At 64.7% G+C, this 19,414-nt stretch carries 16 protein-coding genes and 1 pseudogene; 8 read left to right on the top strand and 9 right to left on the bottom strand.

The window, feature by feature from the left end:
• Nucleotides 1-28: 28 nt before the first annotated feature.
• The gene (locus M4J39_RS19390) at nt 29-1,384 is read right to left on the bottom strand and encodes a mechanosensitive ion channel family protein (RefSeq protein WP_251730134.1); all 1,356 of its coding nucleotides are present in this window, start codon (nt 1,382-1,384) and stop codon (nt 29-31) included.
• 110 nt (nt 1,385-1,494) lie between these two features.
• Complete coding sequence (locus M4J39_RS19385; protein WP_251730133.1) at nt 1,495-2,472, bottom strand: alpha/beta fold hydrolase; 978 nt, start codon at nt 2,470-2,472, stop codon at nt 1,495-1,497.
• A 94-nt stretch (nt 2,473-2,566) separates the two neighbouring features.
• Between M4J39_RS19385 and M4J39_RS19380 the strand changes: the two genes are divergently transcribed.
• On the top strand, nt 2,567-2,998 hold the full coding sequence (locus M4J39_RS19380) for an Rrf2 family transcriptional regulator (RefSeq protein WP_251730132.1): 432 nt from the start codon (nt 2,567-2,569) through the stop codon (nt 2,996-2,998).
• 592 nt (nt 2,999-3,590) lie between these two features.
• On the opposite strand, the gene M4J39_RS19375 is transcribed toward M4J39_RS19380, so the two are convergent.
• Nucleotides 3,591-4,391: a TIGR02391 family protein gene (locus tag M4J39_RS19375; RefSeq protein WP_251730131.1), complete on the bottom strand. Its 801-nt coding sequence runs from the start codon at nt 4,389-4,391 to the stop codon at nt 3,591-3,593.
• Nucleotides 4,392-4,777: 386 nt separating this feature from the next.
• Between M4J39_RS19375 and M4J39_RS19370 the strand changes: the two genes are divergently transcribed.
• Complete coding sequence (locus M4J39_RS19370) at nt 4,778-5,389, top strand: 5'-methylthioadenosine/S-adenosylhomocysteine nucleosidase (RefSeq protein ID WP_251730130.1); 612 nt, start codon at nt 4,778-4,780, stop codon at nt 5,387-5,389.
• Nucleotides 5,390-5,757: 368 nt separating this feature from the next.
• Here the strand turns inward: M4J39_RS19370 and M4J39_RS19365 are convergent, their stop codons facing one another.
• Complete coding sequence (locus tag M4J39_RS19365; RefSeq protein ID WP_251730129.1) at nt 5,758-6,072, bottom strand: hypothetical protein; 315 nt, start codon at nt 6,070-6,072, stop codon at nt 5,758-5,760.
• 146 nt (nt 6,073-6,218) lie between these two features.
• On the opposite strand from M4J39_RS19365, the gene M4J39_RS19360 reads away from it, so the two are divergent.
• Nucleotides 6,219-7,127 carry a LysR family transcriptional regulator gene (locus M4J39_RS19360; protein ID WP_251730128.1) on the top strand — a complete coding sequence of 303 codons (909 nt, stop codon included), beginning with the start codon at nt 6,219-6,221 and terminating at the stop codon, nt 7,125-7,127.
• A 201-nt stretch (nt 7,128-7,328) separates the two neighbouring features.
• Nucleotides 7,329-8,342, top strand: coding sequence for an adenosine deaminase (add, locus tag M4J39_RS19355; protein ID WP_251730127.1), 1,014 nt, complete (start codon nt 7,329-7,331; stop codon nt 8,340-8,342).
• A 711-nt stretch (nt 8,343-9,053) separates the two neighbouring features.
• Here add and M4J39_RS19350 read toward each other — a convergent pair.
• The 5 genes and pseudogenes from M4J39_RS19350 to M4J39_RS19335 all read right to left on the bottom strand — a co-directional run bounded on the left by M4J39_RS19350 (nt 9,054) and on the right by M4J39_RS19335 (nt 14,919).
• A complete protein-coding gene (locus M4J39_RS19350) occupies nt 9,054-10,004 on the bottom strand; it encodes a GNAT family N-acetyltransferase (protein ID WP_251730126.1) in 951 nt (316 codons plus the stop codon).
• 364 nt (nt 10,005-10,368) lie between these two features.
• The gene (locus M4J39_RS19345) at nt 10,369-10,857 is read right to left on the bottom strand and encodes a ferritin (protein WP_251730125.1); all 489 of its coding nucleotides are present in this window, start codon (nt 10,855-10,857) and stop codon (nt 10,369-10,371) included.
• Nucleotides 10,858-11,259: 402 nt separating this feature from the next.
• On the bottom strand, nt 11,260-12,726 hold the full coding sequence (locus M4J39_RS19340; protein ID WP_251730124.1) for an SH3 domain-containing protein: 1,467 nt from the start codon (nt 12,724-12,726) through the stop codon (nt 11,260-11,262).
• A 102-nt stretch (nt 12,727-12,828) separates the two neighbouring features.
• Nucleotides 12,829-12,975, bottom strand: a pseudogene (locus M4J39_RS23110) (DUF4236 domain-containing protein); the annotation flags it as partial.
• Nucleotides 12,976-13,302: 327 nt separating this feature from the next.
• Nucleotides 13,303-14,919: a trypsin-like peptidase domain-containing protein gene (locus M4J39_RS19335; protein WP_251730123.1), complete on the bottom strand. Its 1,617-nt coding sequence runs from the start codon at nt 14,917-14,919 to the stop codon at nt 13,303-13,305.
• A gap of 296 nt (nt 14,920-15,215) precedes the next feature.
• On the opposite strand from M4J39_RS19335, the gene M4J39_RS19330 reads away from it, so the two are divergent.
• The 4 genes from M4J39_RS19330 to M4J39_RS19315 all read left to right on the top strand — a co-directional run bounded on the left by M4J39_RS19330 (nt 15,216) and on the right by M4J39_RS19315 (nt 19,410).
• Complete coding sequence (locus M4J39_RS19330; RefSeq protein ID WP_251730122.1) at nt 15,216-16,193, top strand: nucleoside hydrolase; 978 nt, start codon at nt 15,216-15,218, stop codon at nt 16,191-16,193.
• A gap of 136 nt (nt 16,194-16,329) precedes the next feature.
• Complete coding sequence (locus M4J39_RS19325; RefSeq protein WP_251730121.1) at nt 16,330-17,649, top strand: ABC transporter substrate-binding protein; 1,320 nt, start codon at nt 16,330-16,332, stop codon at nt 17,647-17,649.
• Nucleotides 17,650-17,707: 58 nt separating this feature from the next.
• Nucleotides 17,708-18,577: a carbohydrate ABC transporter permease gene (locus M4J39_RS19320; protein WP_251730120.1), complete on the top strand. Its 870-nt coding sequence runs from the start codon at nt 17,708-17,710 to the stop codon at nt 18,575-18,577.
• A complete protein-coding gene (locus tag M4J39_RS19315) occupies nt 18,577-19,410 on the top strand; it encodes a carbohydrate ABC transporter permease (RefSeq protein ID WP_251730119.1) in 834 nt (277 codons plus the stop codon). Before M4J39_RS19320 ends, M4J39_RS19315 begins: the two co-directional genes overlap by 1 nt.
• Nucleotides 19,411-19,414 lie beyond the last annotated feature (4 nt).

Genomic DNA, 19,414 nt, shown 5'->3' with positions numbered 1-19,414 from the left:
GGCCGTGGGCAGGCGCGCGAAGCCCTGCCTACCGCTCCGTCGCCGTCCAGATCCGGGCCCAGTCGTCGGGGGCGGCGGGCGCGATGCGCCAGAGGTCGGGTTGCGGGCGGGGAAGGCCCATGTCGTCCATCGTCGAGGCGATGTGGCGGCGGACGCTGGAGGCGGTTTCCTTGTAGTCGGCCCGCAGCGAATCCGTCCAGAAGCCGATGTTGAGCGTGATGGCGCTGGCGCCGAGGTCTTCCACGCGCACCGTGACGGGCCGGTCCGGCAGCACGCCCTTGACGGAGGCGACGGAGGCGCGCAGCCGCTCGATCAGCGCCCCCAGCTTGACGTCGTAGCCCACCTGCAGCAGCACGTTGCCCCGGCGCACCGGGTCGGCGGTGTTGTTGACGATGCGCGAGGTGAACACCTCGGCATTCGGCACCAGCGCCACCCGGCCGTCATAGGTGCGGATCTGCGTCGCCCGGAGCTCGATACGCTCCACCCCGCCCTCCGTCTCGCCGACGACGATCTGGTCGCCCAGCTCGAAGGGCCGCAAGGTCAGGATCAGGAGGCCGCTGACGAAGTTCGACAGGATGTCCTTGAGGGCGAAGCCCAACACCAGGCCGGTCAGCCCCAGCCCGGTGACCAGCGCGCCGGGGCTGAAGCCGAGCGCGTCGGCCGCCACCAGTGCCCCCAGCAGGATCAGCGAGTAATAGGACAGCTGGCGGATGAGGTTTTCCAGCGTCCGGTCGGTGATGCGCCGCTTGAAGATGAAGCGCTGGACGCGGTTGACCAGCGTGGCCAGCAGGATGGCAACACCCATGACAAGCGCGGCGGCCAAAAGCTTCGGCACCACCTTGACCGCCGAGCTGCCGGCGCGCGACAGCACCGTCTGCAGCGCGCCGAAGGTGTCGGCGAAGAAGCTGCCGGCAAAGCCCGTCCGCCGCGCGATGGCCGCCGTCAGCCCCTTTTCGATCGCCGAGGCCCAGCGGCTGGCCAGGCCGTCGATCTCCGTCAGGTTGTCCTCGGCGTCGATGGGGTAGACGGTGGTCACCCGCACCCCCGACACCACGATCACCCGCTCGTCGCCGGCCGTCTCGATCCTGGCCACCGGGTTGGCCTCCAGCCCCCGGACGAGCACCGCCAGCCGCTGCTCCACCCGCCTCGCCCGCTGGTCGGCGTCGAGCGTGTCCGTGCCGCTGAGGGCGAAGAGCGGCTCTCCGTCGAGCCGCACCGTCGCCCGGTCGTCCTGGGCCGCCGCGCCACCGACGAGCAGGGCCAGAAGGATGAGTCCCACGAGAAGCGCCGGGAAAGCCGCCATCCGCCGGCAGGCGCGCGCCACCCGGCCGCCCGCCCGGCCGGATCGATCACGCCATTCACCCGGTCCTCCAGTGGGGCGCATCGCCTTCTCCCGCCGCGCGGCTGCCGCCTCCGGGCGCCGTCCGGTCGGCGGCGGTTGCCGGTGGCTCGTCCCGGTTTCGGAGGGAACGGCTGGCGACGATCATGGTTCCCCTATCCCTCGAAGCCCTTCAGGAACGCCAGCAGCGCATCCGTCACCGCCTCCGGTCGCTCCTGCTGCAGCCAGTGGCCCGCGCCGGGGATCACCTCGGAACCGCGAAGGTCGGGCACCAGGGCGGGCATGGCGGCGATGATGTCGGCCATGCCGGGGATGGAAAGGCCGGTGTCGCGCTCGCCGATCAGGAACAGCGCCGGCACGTCCACCCTGGCCCCGGCCTTCGCCTGCTGGAGTTCGAAGTTGCGGTCGAGATTGCGATAGTAGTTGAGCGCGCCGGTGAAGCCGCTGGCGGCGAAGGCCTCGGCCAAGAGGTCGAGCTCATCCTCGGGCAGCCAGGCCGGCAGCGCCGGCGGCTCGGGCAGATCGGCGAGAAGCCCCGCAGCGCGCCGCACCATGCCGAAGGGGTTGGGCGTGTCGTCGCCGGGGTGGCGCGGGCCGGCCTCGCCGCTCGCCGCGTGGAGGATCTTGGCAAGCGTCAGGCGCGGATCGCGGGCGAACTCGGCGTCGGCCACGCCGGGCCCGTTGAAATAGAGCGTGTAGAACAGCGCCTCCTCGCTCCTCGGGAAGATCCGCGACGGCGGCAGCGGCGGCAAGCCCATCATCGGCACGCCCAGCGCCGCCACGGCTCGGAAGCGGTCGGGCCGCATCAGGGCCGCCTGCCAGGCCACGGTGGCGCCCCAGTCGTGGCCGACGATCACCGCCTGCGCTTCGCCCAGCGCGTCGAGCAGCGCCACCATGTCGCCGACGGCATGCACCGCCGTGTACTGGTCTTCCCGCGCCGGCGCGTCGCTGCCGCCATAGCCGCGCATGTCCGGCGCCACGGCCCGATAACCGGCCGCCGCCAGCGCCGCCACCTGATGGCGCCAGGCGCGCTTGCCCTCGGGAAAGCCGTGGCAGAACAGCACCAGCGGCCCCTCGCCGGCTTCGATCAGGCTCATGGAGATGGTCCGCGTGTCGATCAGCGTCTCGCGCATGGCACGGCTCCTTTCTTTCCGTAACAAATGGTGTTACAGAAAGGCAGGAGAGTCAAGATAGCGTAACTTCAATTGTTGCGGAAAGGCGATGGGGATGCGAAGCGACAGTCGGCTGGCGCGCATGCTGCACGTGCTCGTTCACATGGCGCTGCTCGGCGGCCGGGAGACCTCCGAGCGCATCGCCGAGATGCTGAACACCAACCCGGTGGTGGTGCGCCGCACCCTGGGCGCCCTGCGCGACCACGGCATCGTCGCCTCCGAGGGCGGGCGCGGCGGCGGCTGGAAGATGGCCAAGGGCCTCGACGAGATCACCGTGCTCGACGTGCAGCGCGCGCTCGACGCCGGCCCGATCCTGCCGGCCGCCACCTCCAGCGATCACCCCTCCTGCCCGGTCGAGCGCGCCTCCAACGCCGTCCTCACCGCCGCCCACGCCGCCGCCGAAGCCCGCCTCGTCGAAATCTACGCCACCACCACCCTGGCCGAAATCGCCCGCACCGCCATGGCGACGGCGAAGGGCGAGGCGTGAAGCCCCCGGGGGCTGATATCAGCTGATCGCTCTACCGTCCTAATGTCCACAATGAGTTCGCGCGAACTCAAGCGGTCTTCGCGAGGGACAGTCTATGTTGATGAGACAATCGGATAGTGGCGCGCACTCATAGGCCGCGATGGCCCGCGCGCCCACGGGATGCTGCCGCAAGGGAAGTGTTCGAGCGGCAACAGACTGATCCATATATATAAATTGTCATCCTTGCGAAGGCCTCTTGAATTCGCGCGCGAATTCAAGGTTGACCTCAGGCAGGATGGAGCGAGCGGCTGATATCGGTCTCCCCTCGTTTCATTGAGCGTGATAGGGGCTAATGCGACTTCTCGTCCTGAGGTCCTCGCCTTCGCAAGGATGACAATTTATATATACGGAACAATGGGATACACCGCTATCGAACCCCGCCACCGCATCTTACGCCCCCGATGACGGGCAGAACGCCGCGCACCCACGTGTAGCGATCTATCTCTTTGTTCCCTTTATATAAATCGCCACCCTACGCTTTAGGCGCAGGACCTCGGGCAGTAAGAGGCGCGACGCCGATATCGCGCTCCCTGATCCCCGCTCCCCCTTCCCCCTACATCACCCGCGGCATGTTGGCCGCGTCGATGCGGCGGTGGATGAGCGAGATGAGGCCGAGGAGGTCTTCGGCGTCTTCCCGGCTCATGTGCCAGTGCGGGCGCGGCTCGGTCTCGGCCGGGTCGTGGAACATGGCGAACAGGCCTTTCAGGAGCTCGGCGAAACCCATCTGCTCGCCGGCCTGCCCCTCGCTCGCCAGCGTGTTGATCGCCAGCAGCGGCGGGTCGCCCGAGAATGCCCGGTCGACGAGGTCGGGCCCGTCGCCGTCGAGGCCGGTGCGGCGGCGGACCTTGTCGGCCAGCCCGCGCACCGCTTCCTGCACGGCCGGGAAATAGCTGTCGGCCAACAGCTCCTGCTGGCAGAAGCGCATCACCTCCGGGTGGGCGTCGCGATAGGTGAGGTCGGCCCTGAGCTCGCGCGCCCGCCGGGTGGCTTCGCTGAGCTTCGAGGCCTCGCGCACCGCCTCCAGCTTGCCGTCGACGCTGACGACGAGGCCGGCCAGCGCCAGGGCGCGGTTGACGTTGTCGCGCATCGCCTCGAAGCGCTCGGGCTCCTTGGCGAAGCGCTCGGGCCGCATGGCCGTGCAGATGAAGGCCAGGATGTGCGTGCGGTCGTTGCGCGTCGTCTGCACGTCGGCGAAGGCGTTGAAGAGGCGCTGCCGCGTCTCGAGCCCCGCATCGGGGTCGGGAATGCTGGCCATCTCGAACAGGACCGAAATCTCGCCTTCGGTCAAACCGCCGGGCGTGTCGCCGAGCGCGCCGGCTATGGCTTCCAATTGGGTCTGGGTAAAGGTTGGCATGATGTCTCGCCTTGGCTGAACCGCCCGCGACTGAAAACATTCTCGGAATCCAACTCGACCCCACCGGCGCCAAGCGAAAGGAACGAAACCAGACGCAAGCACCAGTAGAGATTCGGATCAGACTCTCATCGGACAATGATTTAACGTGGCAAGTATGCCCGCTGTTCCATAAAGAACGAGTGCTTCAATAGTATATCATCCGAAATGCGGCCGTCGTTTTCACGAGGCATCGTCTTTTTCTACAGGAGAGCACGGCGCGGGTGGTCGCGCGGCGCGCAAACCGCCCCGGTGAAAGGCGCCGGCCTCGGCGCATCGACGGCTCGCGACGCCGGCCGATTTCGGCTACCGTCCCGCCACTTGCCGGATAGTCTCCAAAGGGGTTGAGGATGCGCGGAACGTCGATACTGTTTGCCATGGCCGCCGAGCAGGAATACGGCCCCGGCCTCCGGGCGCGCATCAGGCCGGTGATGATCGGCGTCGGCCCGGTGGAGGCCGCCGTCAACCTCACGGCCGAACTCGCCGCCCGCGCCCATCGCGGCGACCTGCCGAAGCTGGTGGTCAGCCTCGGCTCGGCCGGCTCGCGCAAGCTGAAGCATTGCGAGGTCTACCAAGTGGCGTCCATCGCCTATCGCGACATCGACGCCTCGCCCCTCGGCTTTGCCAGGGGCACCACGCCGCTCCTCGACCTGCCGGCCACCATCCCCCTGCCGCTGCGCGTGCCCGGCGTGCCGGAGGCCAGCCTCTCCACCGGCGGCAACGTCGTCTCCGGCGCCGCCTACGACCTCGTCGACGCCGACATGGTCGACATGGAAACCTTCGCCCTCTGGCGCGCCGCCCAAAAATTCGCCGTTCCCCTCCTCGGCCTGCGCGGCATCTCCGACGGCCAAACCGAACTCACCGGCTTCCACGACTGGACGGAGTATCTCCACATCATCGACGAGAAGCTGGCGGAGATCGTCGACAGGATACTGGCGGGGGACGTGGTGGGGCTGGGCTGAGGCGGCCGGTTCGTGCGAAGCGGCGCGCCTTCAACGTCACTCGCCCCGGCAGCCTCCTCACGGAGGGCGACCACCCACCGGGCAGCCGAGCCGCCTGTCCCACGGCATCCTTTCCATAAATCTGTCCTCCTCTGCGAAGGCCGCTTGCATTCGCGTGCGAATGCAAGGTGGACCTCAGGCAGGATAAGGCGATCGGCCGATATAGTGTTCCGAGCACGTTCGACTGATATCGCACGCCCTGCATTGGAGCCTGATACGCCCCTCGTCACCTTCTCGTCCCGAGGTCCACCTTGAATTCGCGCGCGAATTCAAGAGGCCTTCGCCAGGATGACAGCGTGATAGGGAGGGGAGCCCTTCCCCCTCCCCCCTCAATACTGCACCACCTTCACGTAAACCACCGCCCGCCCCTCACGAACCAGCCCAACCCCCTCGTGCCCGTGCGGCCCGGCACCCACTCGGCTTCGGCAGAGCCACAGGCTGTCGCCCTCGCGCATCTCGCCATAGAGCGGCGCCAGCCCTTGCCTCAGCAGGTCGGGGTCGCGGATGTGCTGGAGGACGTGTTCGGGCGGGTCTTCGAAGCGGTGCATCAGCCAGCTTGAGATCTGCGGCAGCGTCACCTCGACGACGAGGGCGATGTCGTCGGTGTCGTGCGTGACGTGGGACGGTGAGAACAAGTCGCTCATCGCTGCCTGCCGCTTCCGGTATTGTTTTTCACCCTAAGGCCACCGGCGATGTCCGCGCAATCGGCCAACCGTCGCCCCTTCCCATCCCTCCGCCCCTTGCCTAGACTGGCGGCCCTTTCCCGCCTGCCCCGGAACACGCGTCCCCCATGCTCGATCCCCTCGATCACCTCTCGGCCCTGCGCGTGTTCGAAGCCGTCGCGCGGCTTGGCAGCGTGCGGCTGGCGGCCATGGAGCTGGGGGTCACCGATGGGGCGGTATCCAAGCAGATCCGGGCGCTGGAGGCGGCGCTGAAGACCGAGCTGTTCATCCGCGCCCATCGCAAGCTGATCCTCACCGAGACGGCCGAGCGGCTGGCGCTGTCGCTGGCCGCCGCCTTCGAGAGCATCGTCCGCTCGGTGGAGACGGCCGAACGCTCGGGCCAGCGCGACCGGCTGGTGATCGCCGCGCCGGCCACCTTCCTGGTCCGCTGGTTCCTGCCGCGCCTGCCCAGGCTGCTCAAGCGCCTCAAGGGCACGGAGATCGACGTCGTCGCCTGGAACAAGGACCCCACCGCCACCGACCGTTCCATCGACATCCACGTGGTGGTCGGCGGCGAGATCGCCATTCCCGGCATGGCGCGCCACGTCTTCGGCCCGGAAACCTTCGGCCCGGTGGCCAGCCCGGAGATCCTGCCCGAGGGCGGCGCGCCCGGGGACATCCTCTCCGTGCAGCGGCTCACCACCGTCTGGCCCACCGCCATGTGGTCCAACTGGTCGATGGAAAGCGGCCACGCGCTGCCCGACAGCCCCATGCTGCGCTTCGAGCGGCTGCTGTTCGCCATCAAGGCGGCCGAGGCCGGCGTCGGCGCGGTGCTGGCGCCCGGCCCCGCCGTGTGGGACGCCATCGCCGGCGGACGGCTGGTGGCGCCGCTCGGCCTCTACAAGCGCGACGGCACCTGGGCGCTGCTCTGGCGCACCGACCAGACCTCGGCGCTGCACATGTCCACCCTGCGCTGGTTCCAGGCCGAATTCGCCGCCGCCGAGGCCGCCGCCTTCCCTGAGACACCGCGTCCCTGAGGGGCCGCCCCTCCGGGCGGAACCCGATGGAAGCGGAAGCGCCCGACCGGGCGCCGGCCGGTCAGGCCGAAACCCGCTTGATCTGGATGCATCCAGATCAAGCGGACGGACATAATTGAGCGCGCCTCAACTGAAACCTCGAAAACTCGGTTGCCGGTCGGGGCCGGCACGCTGAAAGTCTCCATAAAGGGAGACTGCCCCATGCTCGTCGATGTGACCGCCGCGCCCGATTTCACGCTGAAGCCCAAGGTGGAGCTGCACCTCCACCTCGACTGTTCGCTGACGCGGACGGCGCTCCACCGCCTGGGCAACCCCATCGGCGAGGCCGAGTTCCGCCGCCTCTACACCGCGCCCGAGCGCTGCGACAGCCTGATGGACTACCTCCGCGCCATCGGCCCCTCCTGCGAGGCGCTGCAAACGGCACCGGCACTGACCATCGCCATGGACGAGCTGTTGCGCGCGCTCGCGGCCGATGGCGTCATCTACGCCGAAATCCGCTTCGCCCCGCACACCCACCAGCGCGGCGGCCTCACCCTCGATCAGGTGATGGAGGCGGTCACCGAGGGGCTTGTCGCCGGCACTTCGGCCACCGGCATCGAGGCGCGCCTCCTCCTCTGCGCCCTGCGCGACTATCCGCCGGCCGAGAACCTCAAGGTGATCGAGCTCGCCCACCGCTGGCGCGACCGGAGCGTCGTCGGCGTCGACCTTGCCGGCGACGAGGCCGGCCACCCGGCCGCCGCCAACCGCGCCGTGTTCGACCGCGCCCACGCGCTCGGTCTCCCCGTCACCGCCCATGCCGGCGAGGCGGCCGGGCCGGACAGCCTCCGCGAGGCGATCGCCCTCATCGCCCCCGCCCGCATCGGCCACGGCGTCCGCGCCATCGAAAGCGAGGACCTCCTGGCCGAGATCAAGGCGCGCAACCTTCACCTCGAGGTCTGCCCGTCGTCCAACATCCAGGTCGGCGTCTTCGGCGACTATGCCGGCCACCCCGTCGACCAGATGTCGCGGCGCGGCCTGTCGCTCTCCATCAACACCGATGCCCGCACCGTCGCACCGCTCAGCCTGTCGCTGGAATACCGCCGCCTCGCCGCCGCCTTCGGCTGGCAAACCGGCGAGTTCCTCGCCCACAACCTCGAAGCCCTCCGCCACGCCTTCCTGCCGGAAGAGGCCAAGCCCGCCCTCGGCGGCCGGCTGGTCGAGGGCTGGGGCGTCTAGCTCCGGCAGAAGTGGGTGGATCTCAGGACGAGAGGGGAGCGAGGGCCGTATCAAGCTCCCTTGTGTTGCTGGAGCGCTATATCGGCGTCGAGTTTCATCCTGCCTGAGATACACCTTGAATTCGCACGCGAATTCAAGAGGCCTGCGCAAGGATGACAATTTATATAGAGGACTCAGTTGGATAACCCGCGATCCACCATGAGGAGCGCATCGTGCTGCCTTACACGGAGGGGGGGGGAAACCTCAGAGGCGAGGCGATACGCCTATCCCATTGGTTCATATCTATAAATTGTCATCCTTGCGCAGGCGAGGACCTCAGGCAGAACAGAGTGCAACGCTGATATAGAGCGCCCGTGCACGCATTGCACAACGATAGCGACATGGGAAAGGCGGACCCGATATCAGAGCCTGACCCGAAACTCTACTGGGCCGGGCATCCCTGGGCATCCGCTTGACCCGAAAAGTCTGCAACTTTTCGGGCGGATGCCTTGGCTTCGATTTCTGCGCTTCCGGTGCTCACGAACCCCTGGGCATTGGCGGTTCACCGCCAATGCCCTACCTCTTGCTCAACGCAACTCCGGACGCAAAACCGGTTTCCACTTTTGCTGGAGTTGCTCCATGTTCGCTCCGCTCCGGTTCTCGAAATCATCGCCATCTGCCTCGCCCCAGCGAATTTCGAGTCAGGCTCTCAAGCCCCTCGCCCTTGCGGCTCTAGCGGGCGGCGCGGTGGGCCCTGACCGCGCCCTGGAAGCGTGGATCGGCCTTGAGCCTTTCCAGCGCCCAGTGCTCTTCCAGCCACTCCGTCTTGCCCCACCAGCCGCGTTCCACCAGCCGCTCGACGGTGGTCACCGCCTTGCCGGGCTCGCCGGCCAGAACCCAGGCCACCGCCGCGTGAAAATCGAGCCAGACGATATCCCGGGCGCCGGCCTCGAATGTCGCGGCCAGCTCGCGGCAATAGACGGCATCGAGGTCGCCGTCGTTCTCGGCCGGCACCCTGGCGCTGAAGGCCAGGTAGCGATCGGTCACCGCAAAGCCCAGAGCCATGGCGACCGCCTGCGACCGGCCGTTCGACGCGTGGCAGTGCCAGCCAAAGGTGGAGACGCCCTGCTCGCCGGCCCGGCGAAGGCTGGCGGCGGCAGCGGCTTTCGCGAGGCCCCGCCCTCGATAGTCCGGATGCGTCCAGACGCCGAACTCGGCATAGCCGTCGACGGCCATATCCACCGAGCAGCGCGAAACGACCTCGCCCGCATGGGTGATCGATGCCTCCACGGACTGGCTGTCCGCGACAAGCTCGAAGCCGTCGGGCACGGCAAAGGACCGCGCGCGGCTTGCGTCCAGGGCAAGCCGCACCCGGTCATGCGCGATCATGAACCGGTTGGGCAGAACCTCGCCGATGACCGGCAGCCAGGGATCATCGGGATACACATATTCCCAATCTTCAATCTCGTCGGCGAGGCCGCCGAGGTCGGAACGGGGATCGCCGGCGAGATACAGCCCCTCCGGCCCCCGCAGAATGGCATGACGCGGCGACGCCAGATCGTCGACCCAGATATCGCCGAGAGACGGATCGCGGAGAACGGCCCTGACGCTGCCGTGGCGAAGGGAAAGGTTGTCAAAAAGCGGTGCGATGGCCGCAAAGCCATCCGGTTCGAGTTTGAACATGAAAGACAGTCCTGAGCTCGGCTCCCTAGAGCACCCGCCGATCAGGTTGAATCAACCTGATCGAAAAGCGGCTGCTCCAGCAAATGAATCTGGAGCATTCGCTGGCCGACCAAATGTTTCAATTTGGTCGGCGAATGCTCTGAGGAGCCGCAATGAAAGGAAGCTGCGACGACACCGTCGCGCGAGACACGCCGGACGACCGGCGGATAGCATCGGTCTTTTGCATGTGTGCCTCCTTTCCACTCAGACTTGCAGCAACCCTATCCCCACCCCGCTCCCATGGTCAACGAGAACGAAGCGAGGCGGGCTCGGTTGCGCAAAAATTCTGGCCCGGCGCGCGTGTTGCACGCCGGGCTGCCGGCCGTTACCTCTGGCCCAGGATGTGTTTGTCCACGAACAGGGCGGCGAAGCCGTTGTCGCCCGACATCTTGAGCTGCGCGATCACGTCGGTGACGGACTTCTCTTCCTCGACCTGCTCGGTGACGAACCATTGCAGGAAAATCTCGGCCGCCACATCATCGTTCTTGGCCGCCAGCGCATAGAGCGCGTTGATCGACTGGGTGACCTTCTCTTCGTGCGCCAGCACCTGCTCGAACACCTCCAGCGGCTTGCCGAACGCCACCGGCGGCTGCTCGATCGCCGAAAGGACGACCTTGCCGCCGCGATCGTACACATAGTCCCACAGCTTCATGCCGTGGCCGCGCTCCTCGTCCGACTGCTTCTTCATCCACGATGCGAAGCCCGGCAGGTTTGCAGCTTCGAAATGGGCGGCCATCGCGAGATACAGATACGAGGAATAGAACTCTTTCTGGATCTGCTCGTTGAAGCCGTTCTGAAGGGCATCACTCAACATCTTCACTTCTCCTTGTGTCGCCGCGCCGACGATGCATCACCGCTCCTGGCTTCTTGTTTTATCGCGCCTTTTTCCTGAAGAGCGTCTCCACTTTTCCCAATACGCACTAGTGCTGAGGGAAATCGGTAACCGCGCCAGCGAGGCCGCCGAGGTCGGAACGGGGATCGCCAGCGAGATACAGCCCCTCCGCCCCTCGCAGAAGAGCCTGACGAGGCGACCCTAAATCATCGACCCAGATCTCGCCGAGAGACGGATCGCGGGGGATGGCTGATCGAGGCCCGCCGCTTTCTTCTTGGCTGAGCCATCGGTTGCCTTCCTGCTGTGAACCAATCTCGGAGCACTGATGACGTTTGCTCCACTGGGCTTGGTACAGTTCTCGGCCTCTGGGGAGCCGGACCGTAGCTATTCTGTCGCAAGAAACTCGCTAGCGATCCAACCGACTACACCATTCCCAAAATCGACGTGGCTCCAACCGCCGCTCTGCCCAAGAATTTTTACAGCAGCGCCCTTGGGAACCGTCACTAAAATCTTGTTCTTCGTGCTTGGCCCCTCACGAAGGTTAACTGCCTTCCGAGCACGCCTCGTAAGGCTCACGGCCGATTTTGTTTCGCCCGCAGGAGAAACATCTAGCAGTTCGGTTTTGACGGCACTGGATGACCGGCTCGACAATGGCGGAGATGCCGCTATTGCGACGGAGGCCGCATCCTCTGAGGGCGAATCTGACGCATGTTGAGACTGGGGGGCGGCGACTAAGGGGGCTTGATTAAGTGTATTTGGAACGCTGGTCCGACTCTCGTCGGCTACAGGAGGTTTCCATTCAGCCGCTAGGTTGGGCTTTTCGCCGACCGCGGCCGGGTCTTGTTTTAACGGGGGATTGGGGAAAAGTATCCCGAGCATCGGCAAGCCGACAACTATGGCGAGTGGGATGAAGAAATAGGTAGGAAGCGATCGGTGCTGCCTCGCCTCATGCTGCACCTTGAGAGCATCGGGTGGCATTGACGACTGGGCAGCAGGTAGCGACGCGCGAGTTGTCTTTTCTCTCGGAAGACGGGAGAGGCGTTCACAACCGTCAGCAAAAGCGGCGGCTTTACCCGTCTTCGAAAACTCCACCAGTTCGTTGACGCCACTATTGCTATGAAAGTGAATCGTCTCATACAGGCAGATTGGAATTTGCCTGTTATCCCTGAAGCGTCTGTCCGGCCCACCATCCCTGTTGGGATGCTTCCAAGTGTGACCAACGACACGGGCATCACTTGGCACCCGCCCCTCTTCGATGAAACGAGTATCTTGCCAGCGGAGCGTAAGATCGCCATACGGCACGGCACCAAACCGCGTTCCATCCTGAACCAGCACGATATCGGGCATGAAAAACAGCGTTTGCTTGCCTACACCAAGTGCAGGCGGAGTGACGTTACTTTTGATGACAGCAGGCAATCGGTACGAGAGCGTGGTCGCACTCTTTCTTACAAGATGAGAAGCACCAGCGTTGCGTTTCCAGGCCGTCAGACTTGTAACAGCACCACCCGCCTCAATGTGCCACTTGCCAGCGCAGCCAATAAGCCCGTCGAAGCCTTGCGCAAGCTGCTTGTAAGTTTCCTCTGCATCACCTTCGAGATCATAATAGAGCACTGTGCTGCGACGATAAGAGTCAAGCCACCGCCCTATTGCTAGGCCAGGAAGGGCAAGCAACGTCAGAACCAAGCCGTTGGCGCCAAACGCAAGTCCAGCAATCAAACCAATAACGATCGCCGTCCAGCAAAACGCGACCGACATCCGAACCTGGCTGCTTTTCTCGTTGACTTCATCGAGCAGCTCACCGAGAGTTTCATCTCGCATTTGGATGACGTCGCCGGAATCGATATCGATCATGGCAACATCTGTTTGGTCGCACATCTCTCGCGGTAGTTTGGGCGCCGTCTCCCCTACCGATACGCGCCGTCCGGCTCTTCTAACTGAGGATCTGTAATAAAGGCCGCCAACACCGGCATGAATATAGTGCCCCCTTGGACCGGTTCCTATTCGCAGTCCGCGTACACCGACAGAAACTCCAACGCCGGCTTTCGAGAAATTGAAGCGAAACGGCCCCGCAGACACCGATTGACGAACATAGAACGGCACTGTTGCCCCTAACTATGCGGCTGAGATCGCATGTGGGGATAAGCTTACAGTTGCAGCTCGTTCTCGTTAATCCGCCAATGGGCTGCTAGCACAAGTAGCGGGTGTATGTAGTCCATCCCTTGGGCTGTCGCTGGTAAGAACGAGGGTTCGCATGGCCCAACGGGATTACGGCGAGGCGTGATGTGGGCCACCATTAAGCTTGGCACTGGGCTGCTTGGTCAGTTTCTCACCGCCAACAAACTAACGATGGATCATTGCCATCTTGCCCGATGCCTTCCAGCATCACGTAACTGGTGCGTTGGACGGCCCATTCGTCGTTCATCAACTCTATTCGGCAAGCCAGGCCGTCAACTCTTTGATGTGGACTGCGAAATCGCGGGCCATCTCGGGGCCACCTTTGTGATTGATTCCAATGACATTTCCATGTGCATCGAGAAGCGGGCCGCCCGACATTCCTTGGGCTATTTTCTGCGTGACCTCCACGAGTTGCACGCCACTTTTCTTTGGGAGGGAGCTAACAGTTCCTGAGCGGACATTTAGTTTATCCCCCGGTCCGTAGCCGGGGTAGCCCAAAGCGACCGTTGGAGTGTCCGCGACGGGGAGGTGCTCTGAGCCCGTCAGCTCAAAATACTCGGTCTTGGGAAGCGCGGGCTCCAGCAGCGCTAGGTCGCGAAGCTCGTGCCGCTTCAAAACTTTCACCTTAAAGCTATTAGACGTTTTGCTTGGATGATAAATTTCAACCGTTTCGACATTTTCGACGCAATGAGCTGCCGTCACAAGCCCGATGTCTTTCAGGAAAAAGCAAGTGCCCTGCGTGCCAGCGTCGCCATCATGCTCGACCAACCACACAGCGCGATCACGCATCTCGATCTCAGTAGGTTTTACCTTGAGCGGAGAGTCGGGGAAGCAATGATTAAAACGCAGCATAATGGAGCGCACCAACGGATCGGTTGACCCCTTGATGAAGCCGAGCCACGAAATCTTGCCTGCTAGATGAGCAGAAAGGCTTGTGCCTCCGCCATACTTGGATTGGAACTTGATCTGAGCCTCTTTAACCCCGATCACCTCCACCGAATGGAGTGCCGCACGCAGGTTGCGTACATAGCGGCGATCAACGTTGATGAGTTCGTTAATCTTTAGGCCGGTTACCATGCGACGCGCGTGACGATCAGCATAGTGCGCTTTGTCTGGGTTGATTACGAAGCCGTTGTCCGCCATCGCCTTTAGCAGGTTCACCGCCAACGCCTCGGGCGCAAAGCGACCAGAAGGTGGCACTCCGGCTTCAAATAACCCAACGGGTGGCTGGAAGGTCGAGAACGTAATGTCGTCAGCATAGCGCGTATATATAGCGCGAGCAGTCTTCGCAATCTGCAAAAGGACTGTGTCGAGCCGGAAGCAGATCATGTTTGACAGAATCGGGCTGGTCGGTGCCCCTTGGGGTAAATGTCCATTGAGGCAGCAGAGACGCGCGACAATCTCTGACACGCGATGATCGACGCCAAGTGCCCGCAACAGACCTTTTACCCGGTTCTCCGTGATTGATGGAAAGAAGTCCTTCAGATCAATGTTGACCACATGTCGTCGGCACATGTGTGCTTCCGCATTCGACCTTACCGAGCGATCCAGTACAAATCCATGTACAGGATTGCGAACGCGATAGAGCTGATCGAGGAGCGGTGCCAACTTCCGCTGTAGGATCTTGAGCCGATTGTCGGGGGCGGAGATGTGACGCAGCTTCCCCGAGCCTTTGGCAATCGAGAAATTCTTGTACATAGCATCTCTATACCACCAGATTTTCTTCAGTTCTTTCGGGGAAACACCCAGATATGCGAGTAACGTGGCTTCACTGGCCAAATCCGGAGGGACAGAGATAGGGATGTGCTTTCCAAAAAGCTGAGTAAAAGATGGCAACGAGGCCTTCCTTCCAATCACGCCAAGGCGCATATCGGATCATCCGGCGCGCATGATTCTGTAGAGACTTTTGCTCGTAGGCCGCAGTTACACAGCCCGTATGCGAAGGAAGACCCCGTTGAGACGATAAATATCAAAGCGGATATTGCAAATCTACCCCGAGGTTGGTTCCTAACCAGCGTATCTGCGCAACCAACCGGCATGCCCACCGCCCTCCGCGCGCCCCCCTCCCCTCCGCTTCCCCCTCCCCCAATCCTTGAGCCAAACTCAACCGAACGCACAAACCATCGGTTTTGCCGTCGGCTGAAACGCCGCATAAGTTCGGCCCCATGAACACCTCCCCGACGACCCGCCGCCGCCTGATCATCGACTGCGACCCCGGCCACGACGATTTCGCGGCCATTGCGCTGGCGGTGACGTCGGGCGCGTTCGAGATCGAGGCGATCACTGCCGTTTGCGGCAATGCGCCGCTCGATTGCACCTCGGCCAACGCGCTGGCCATCGCCGATGCGCTGGGCACCAGCATTCCCGTCTACGCCGGCGCCGTGGCGCCGCTTCTCCACCGCTACGAGTTTCCCGCCGCCTTCCACGGCGTCACCGGGCTGGATTCGGCCGGGGCCACGCTGCCGCCGCCGCGCCGGGCGCTGGCGCCGGGGCACGCGGCCGAGGAGATCGTCCGCCGGGTCAACGCCGCGCCGGGCGAGATCACGCTGGTCGTCCTCGGCCCGATGACCAACCTCGCTCTGGCCATCGCACTCGATCCCGAGCTGCCCGGCAAGGCGCGCGAGCTGGTGTTCATGGGCGGCGGCATCGTCGGCGGCAACGTCACCCCGCGCGCCGAGTTCAACCTGTGGGCCGACCCGGAGGCCGCCGCCATGGTGCTGCGCTCGGGCATCAAGGCCACCATGTTCGGGCTCGACGTCACCAACGACGCCTGGATCGACCGCGACGACCTCGCCCGCCTGCGCGCCGCCGTGCCCGGCGCCAACCCCGTCGCCGACATCATCCAGTATTACACCGAGCGCTCCGGCGACATCGCCGCCGGCCGCGTGCCCGGCCCGGCCCTGCACGACACCTGCCCGCTGGCCTGGCTGATCGACCCCACGCTGTTCACCATCGAGCAGCTGCCGGTGACGGTGGACACCGTGCCCGGCCCGCACTATGGCGCGACGGATGCCGACCGCCGCTCCTGGGTGCCCGAAGGCGGCGCCCGCATCGGCGTGGCGCTCGGCCTTGACCGACCGGGCGTCGCCAGACTGGTCACCGATGCGCTGGTGGACGCCGCCCGCCGCATCGCCCAGAGATAAAGAAGACAAAAGAACAGTAGTTTGGACCGCTAGGACCGCAAAAAAGAAAAGACCGTTGGACCGCTGGTACCGCATAAAAGACAAAAGCGTTGGACCGCTAGTACCGCAAAGAACAAGAAGACCAGAGGAGAACACCATGACCCGGCTGCCGCTATTGACCACCGCTCTGGCGATTGGGCTCACCGCCACCGCCCACGCCGAGACCACGCTGACCGTGCTGATGATCGAGGGCCTCGACAAGGGCTCGATGGAGGCGGTTGCCGACGCCTACATGGCCCAGCATGCGGATGTGAAGGTCGAGATCCAGAGCCTGCCGTGGAACCAGTTCTTCCAGGTGTCGGAGATGCGGCTGAAGTCGGCCGACGCCGCCGTCGACCTCATCTACACCGACGCGCCGGTCGTCGCCGCCTATGCCGCCAACGGCTACATCCTGCCCTTCGACGCCGCCGTGGCCGACGAAGCCAAGCAGAAGCTGGTCGCCTCCTCGGTCGCCACCGGCACCTATGACGGCAAGCTCTACTCCCTGCCGATGAACTCGTCGGCCCAGGTGCTCTACTACAACGTCGACCTCCTGAAGGCCGCCGGCGTCACCCCGCCGAACGGCCTCACCAAGGACAGCGTCACCAAGCCCGACACCATCGTCAAGCTCGCTACCGAGGACCGCTGGACGTTCGAGCAGGTGGCCGAGGCGGCCAAGGCCGTCTCCGGCGACGAGGGCGGCAAGGGCAAGCCCTGGGGCTTCGCCTTCGAGCAGTTCGGCGAGCTCTACCAGCTGCAGCCGCTGGGCGGGTCGCTGGGTGGCGAGCTGATCTCGGCCGACGCCATGACCGCCGACGGTTACTTGAACGGCGACGCCTGGACCAAGGCCGCCAGCTGGTGGTCGGACCTCTTCAACAAGGACAACGTCAGCCCCCGCTCGCTCGGCTTCGGCGAAGCGGCGCAGATGTTCACCAACGGCCAGCTGGCCATGTTCGTCGGCGGCACCTGGAACGTGCCGGCCGTCGCCGACTCCAGCATCAACTTCGGCATCGCCCCGCACCCGAAGTTCGCCGAGGGCAAGGCCTCGACGCCCACCGGCAGCTGGTACCTCTCGGTCACCAAGGTCAGCCCGGACGCAGCCGCCGCCGCCGACTTCGCCAAGTTCGCCGCGCTGAGCGACGAGGGCACCGACGTCTGGTTCAAGACGCTCAACCAGCTGCCGGTCACCAACCGCCTGCTCGATCAGATCAACAGCGACCCGGCCTATGACGCCTTCCCGGCCTCGGTCATGCGCCTGTCGGCCTGGGAGTCGCGCAACACCGCCGCGCCGCGTCCGGTCACCGTCGCCTTCAGCCAGCTGCAGGACGCCTTCCGCACCGCCTTCACCGACATTGCCAACGGCGTGCCGGTGGACGAGGCGCTGGATACCGCCGTCGATGCCTACGATCAGGCTGCCAAGCGGCTGAACCGCAAGTAAGCTCACGAAAACAGATGGCCGCGCCCTCGGGCGCGGTCGCTTTCGGGGAAGAGGTGCATTGAACCGCTCGCCTGTCGCCCTCCTGGTCCTGACGCTCGCGCCGGCCTTGCTGGGGCTGGCGATCTTCCGCGCCTATCCCATCGGGCTCGCCCTCTACGAAAGCCTCTACACCACCATCGCCGGCGAGCGCACCTTCGTCGGCCTGGAGAACTACGTTGGCCTCCTCACCGACTCGGGCTTCTGGAAGTCGCTCCGCGTCACGCTGTGGTTCAACCTGATCATCAACCCGTTGCAGGTGGCGCTCGCCCTGGCGCTGGCCTTGATGTTCGTCCAGAAGCTGCCGGGCATGGCGGTGTTCCGCCTGTTGTTCCTCATCCCCATCGGCATTTCGCTGCCGGTCGCCGTCATCATCTGGCGCATAGTGCTGCTGCCGGAAGGCTTCCTCAACGGCGCGCTCGGCGCCATCGGCCTCGGCCCCTACCGCTTCCTGACCAGCCCTGATTTCGCGCTCTATTCCATCATCGCCATCGCCACCTGGAAGGGCATCAGCTACTGGATGATCTTCCTCGTCGGCGGCTTGCAGAACATCCCGCCCGAGATCAACGAGGCGGCGCGGCTCGAGGGCGCCTCGGCCTGGCAGCGCCTCTGGCTCGTCACGCTGCCGCTCCTTCGCCCGACGCTCTTGTTCGTGCTGGTGGCCGACATCACCATCAACTTCCTGCTGTTCGCGCCGGTGTTCATGCTGACCGGCGGCGGCCCGCGCGGCTCCACCAACGTGTTGATGTACGAGGCCTACAAGTCCGGCTTCGTGTTCGGCGACATGGGCCGCGCCATGGCCATCGTCGTCTGTCTGGTGGCGATGCTGCTGGTCATCGTCGCCATCCAGTTCCGCCTGTTGTCGTCGGCGCCGGCCAAGGAGGCCCGCTGATGTCGCCCGCCCTCCGCAAGCTCCTGATCTACGGGGCGATGGCCGTCGCCGCCTTCGTCTTCGTGCTGCCGCTCTGGTGGGCGATCGCCTCGTCCTTCCGGCCCAACGACGCCATGTTCGCCGACCTCTTCCCCTTCACGCCGCGGGCGCTGTTGCCCGAGCCGTTCACGGTCGAGGCCTATGTGGCGATCTTCGAGCGCGGCTTCGGCGCGATCATCGCCAACACGCTCCTGGTTGCCGGGTTGACCACGGCGCTCGGCCTCGTGGTCAATGCGCTCGCCGGCTACGCCTTCGCCCTGTTTGAGTTTCCCGGCAAGTCGGCCGTGCTGGGCATCGTGGTGGTCAGCTTCATGCTGCCCTTCGAGGCCATCGCCATGCCGCTCTATTCGGTGGTCAGCCAGCTTGGCTGGATCGACCACGTGGCCGCCCTGGTGGTGCCCTCGGTCGCCAACGGCCTCGCCGTTTTCCTGTTCTACCAGTTCTTCCAGCAGGTGCCGAAGGACTATTACGAGGCGGCGCGCCTCGAAGGCGCCGGCTGGCTGCGCATCCTCTGGTCGGTCTACGTGCCGCTGTCGCTGCCCACCTGCATATCGGCAGGGTTGATGCTGTTCATATTCCAGTGGGAGGCCTTCCTGTGGCCGCTGCTCGCCATGCCGGCCCAGCAGTTCAAGGTGATCCAGGTCGGCATGGCCGCCTTCCAGGACCAGTACACCACGGCGTGGAACCAGCTGTTCGGGGCGGCCGTCATCACGGCGCTGATCCCCATGCTGCTGCTCATTCCGCTGCAACGCTATTACGTCCAGGGCCTCGCCGGCTCCGGCATCAAGGGATGACGCC

Source organism: Pleomorphomonas sp. NRK KF1, assembly GCF_023721755.1.
In the GTDB taxonomy this organism is placed as follows: Bacteria; Pseudomonadota; Alphaproteobacteria; order Rhizobiales; family Pleomorphomonadaceae; genus Pleomorphomonas.
This window is presented reverse-complemented; position numbering and strand designations above follow the sequence as displayed.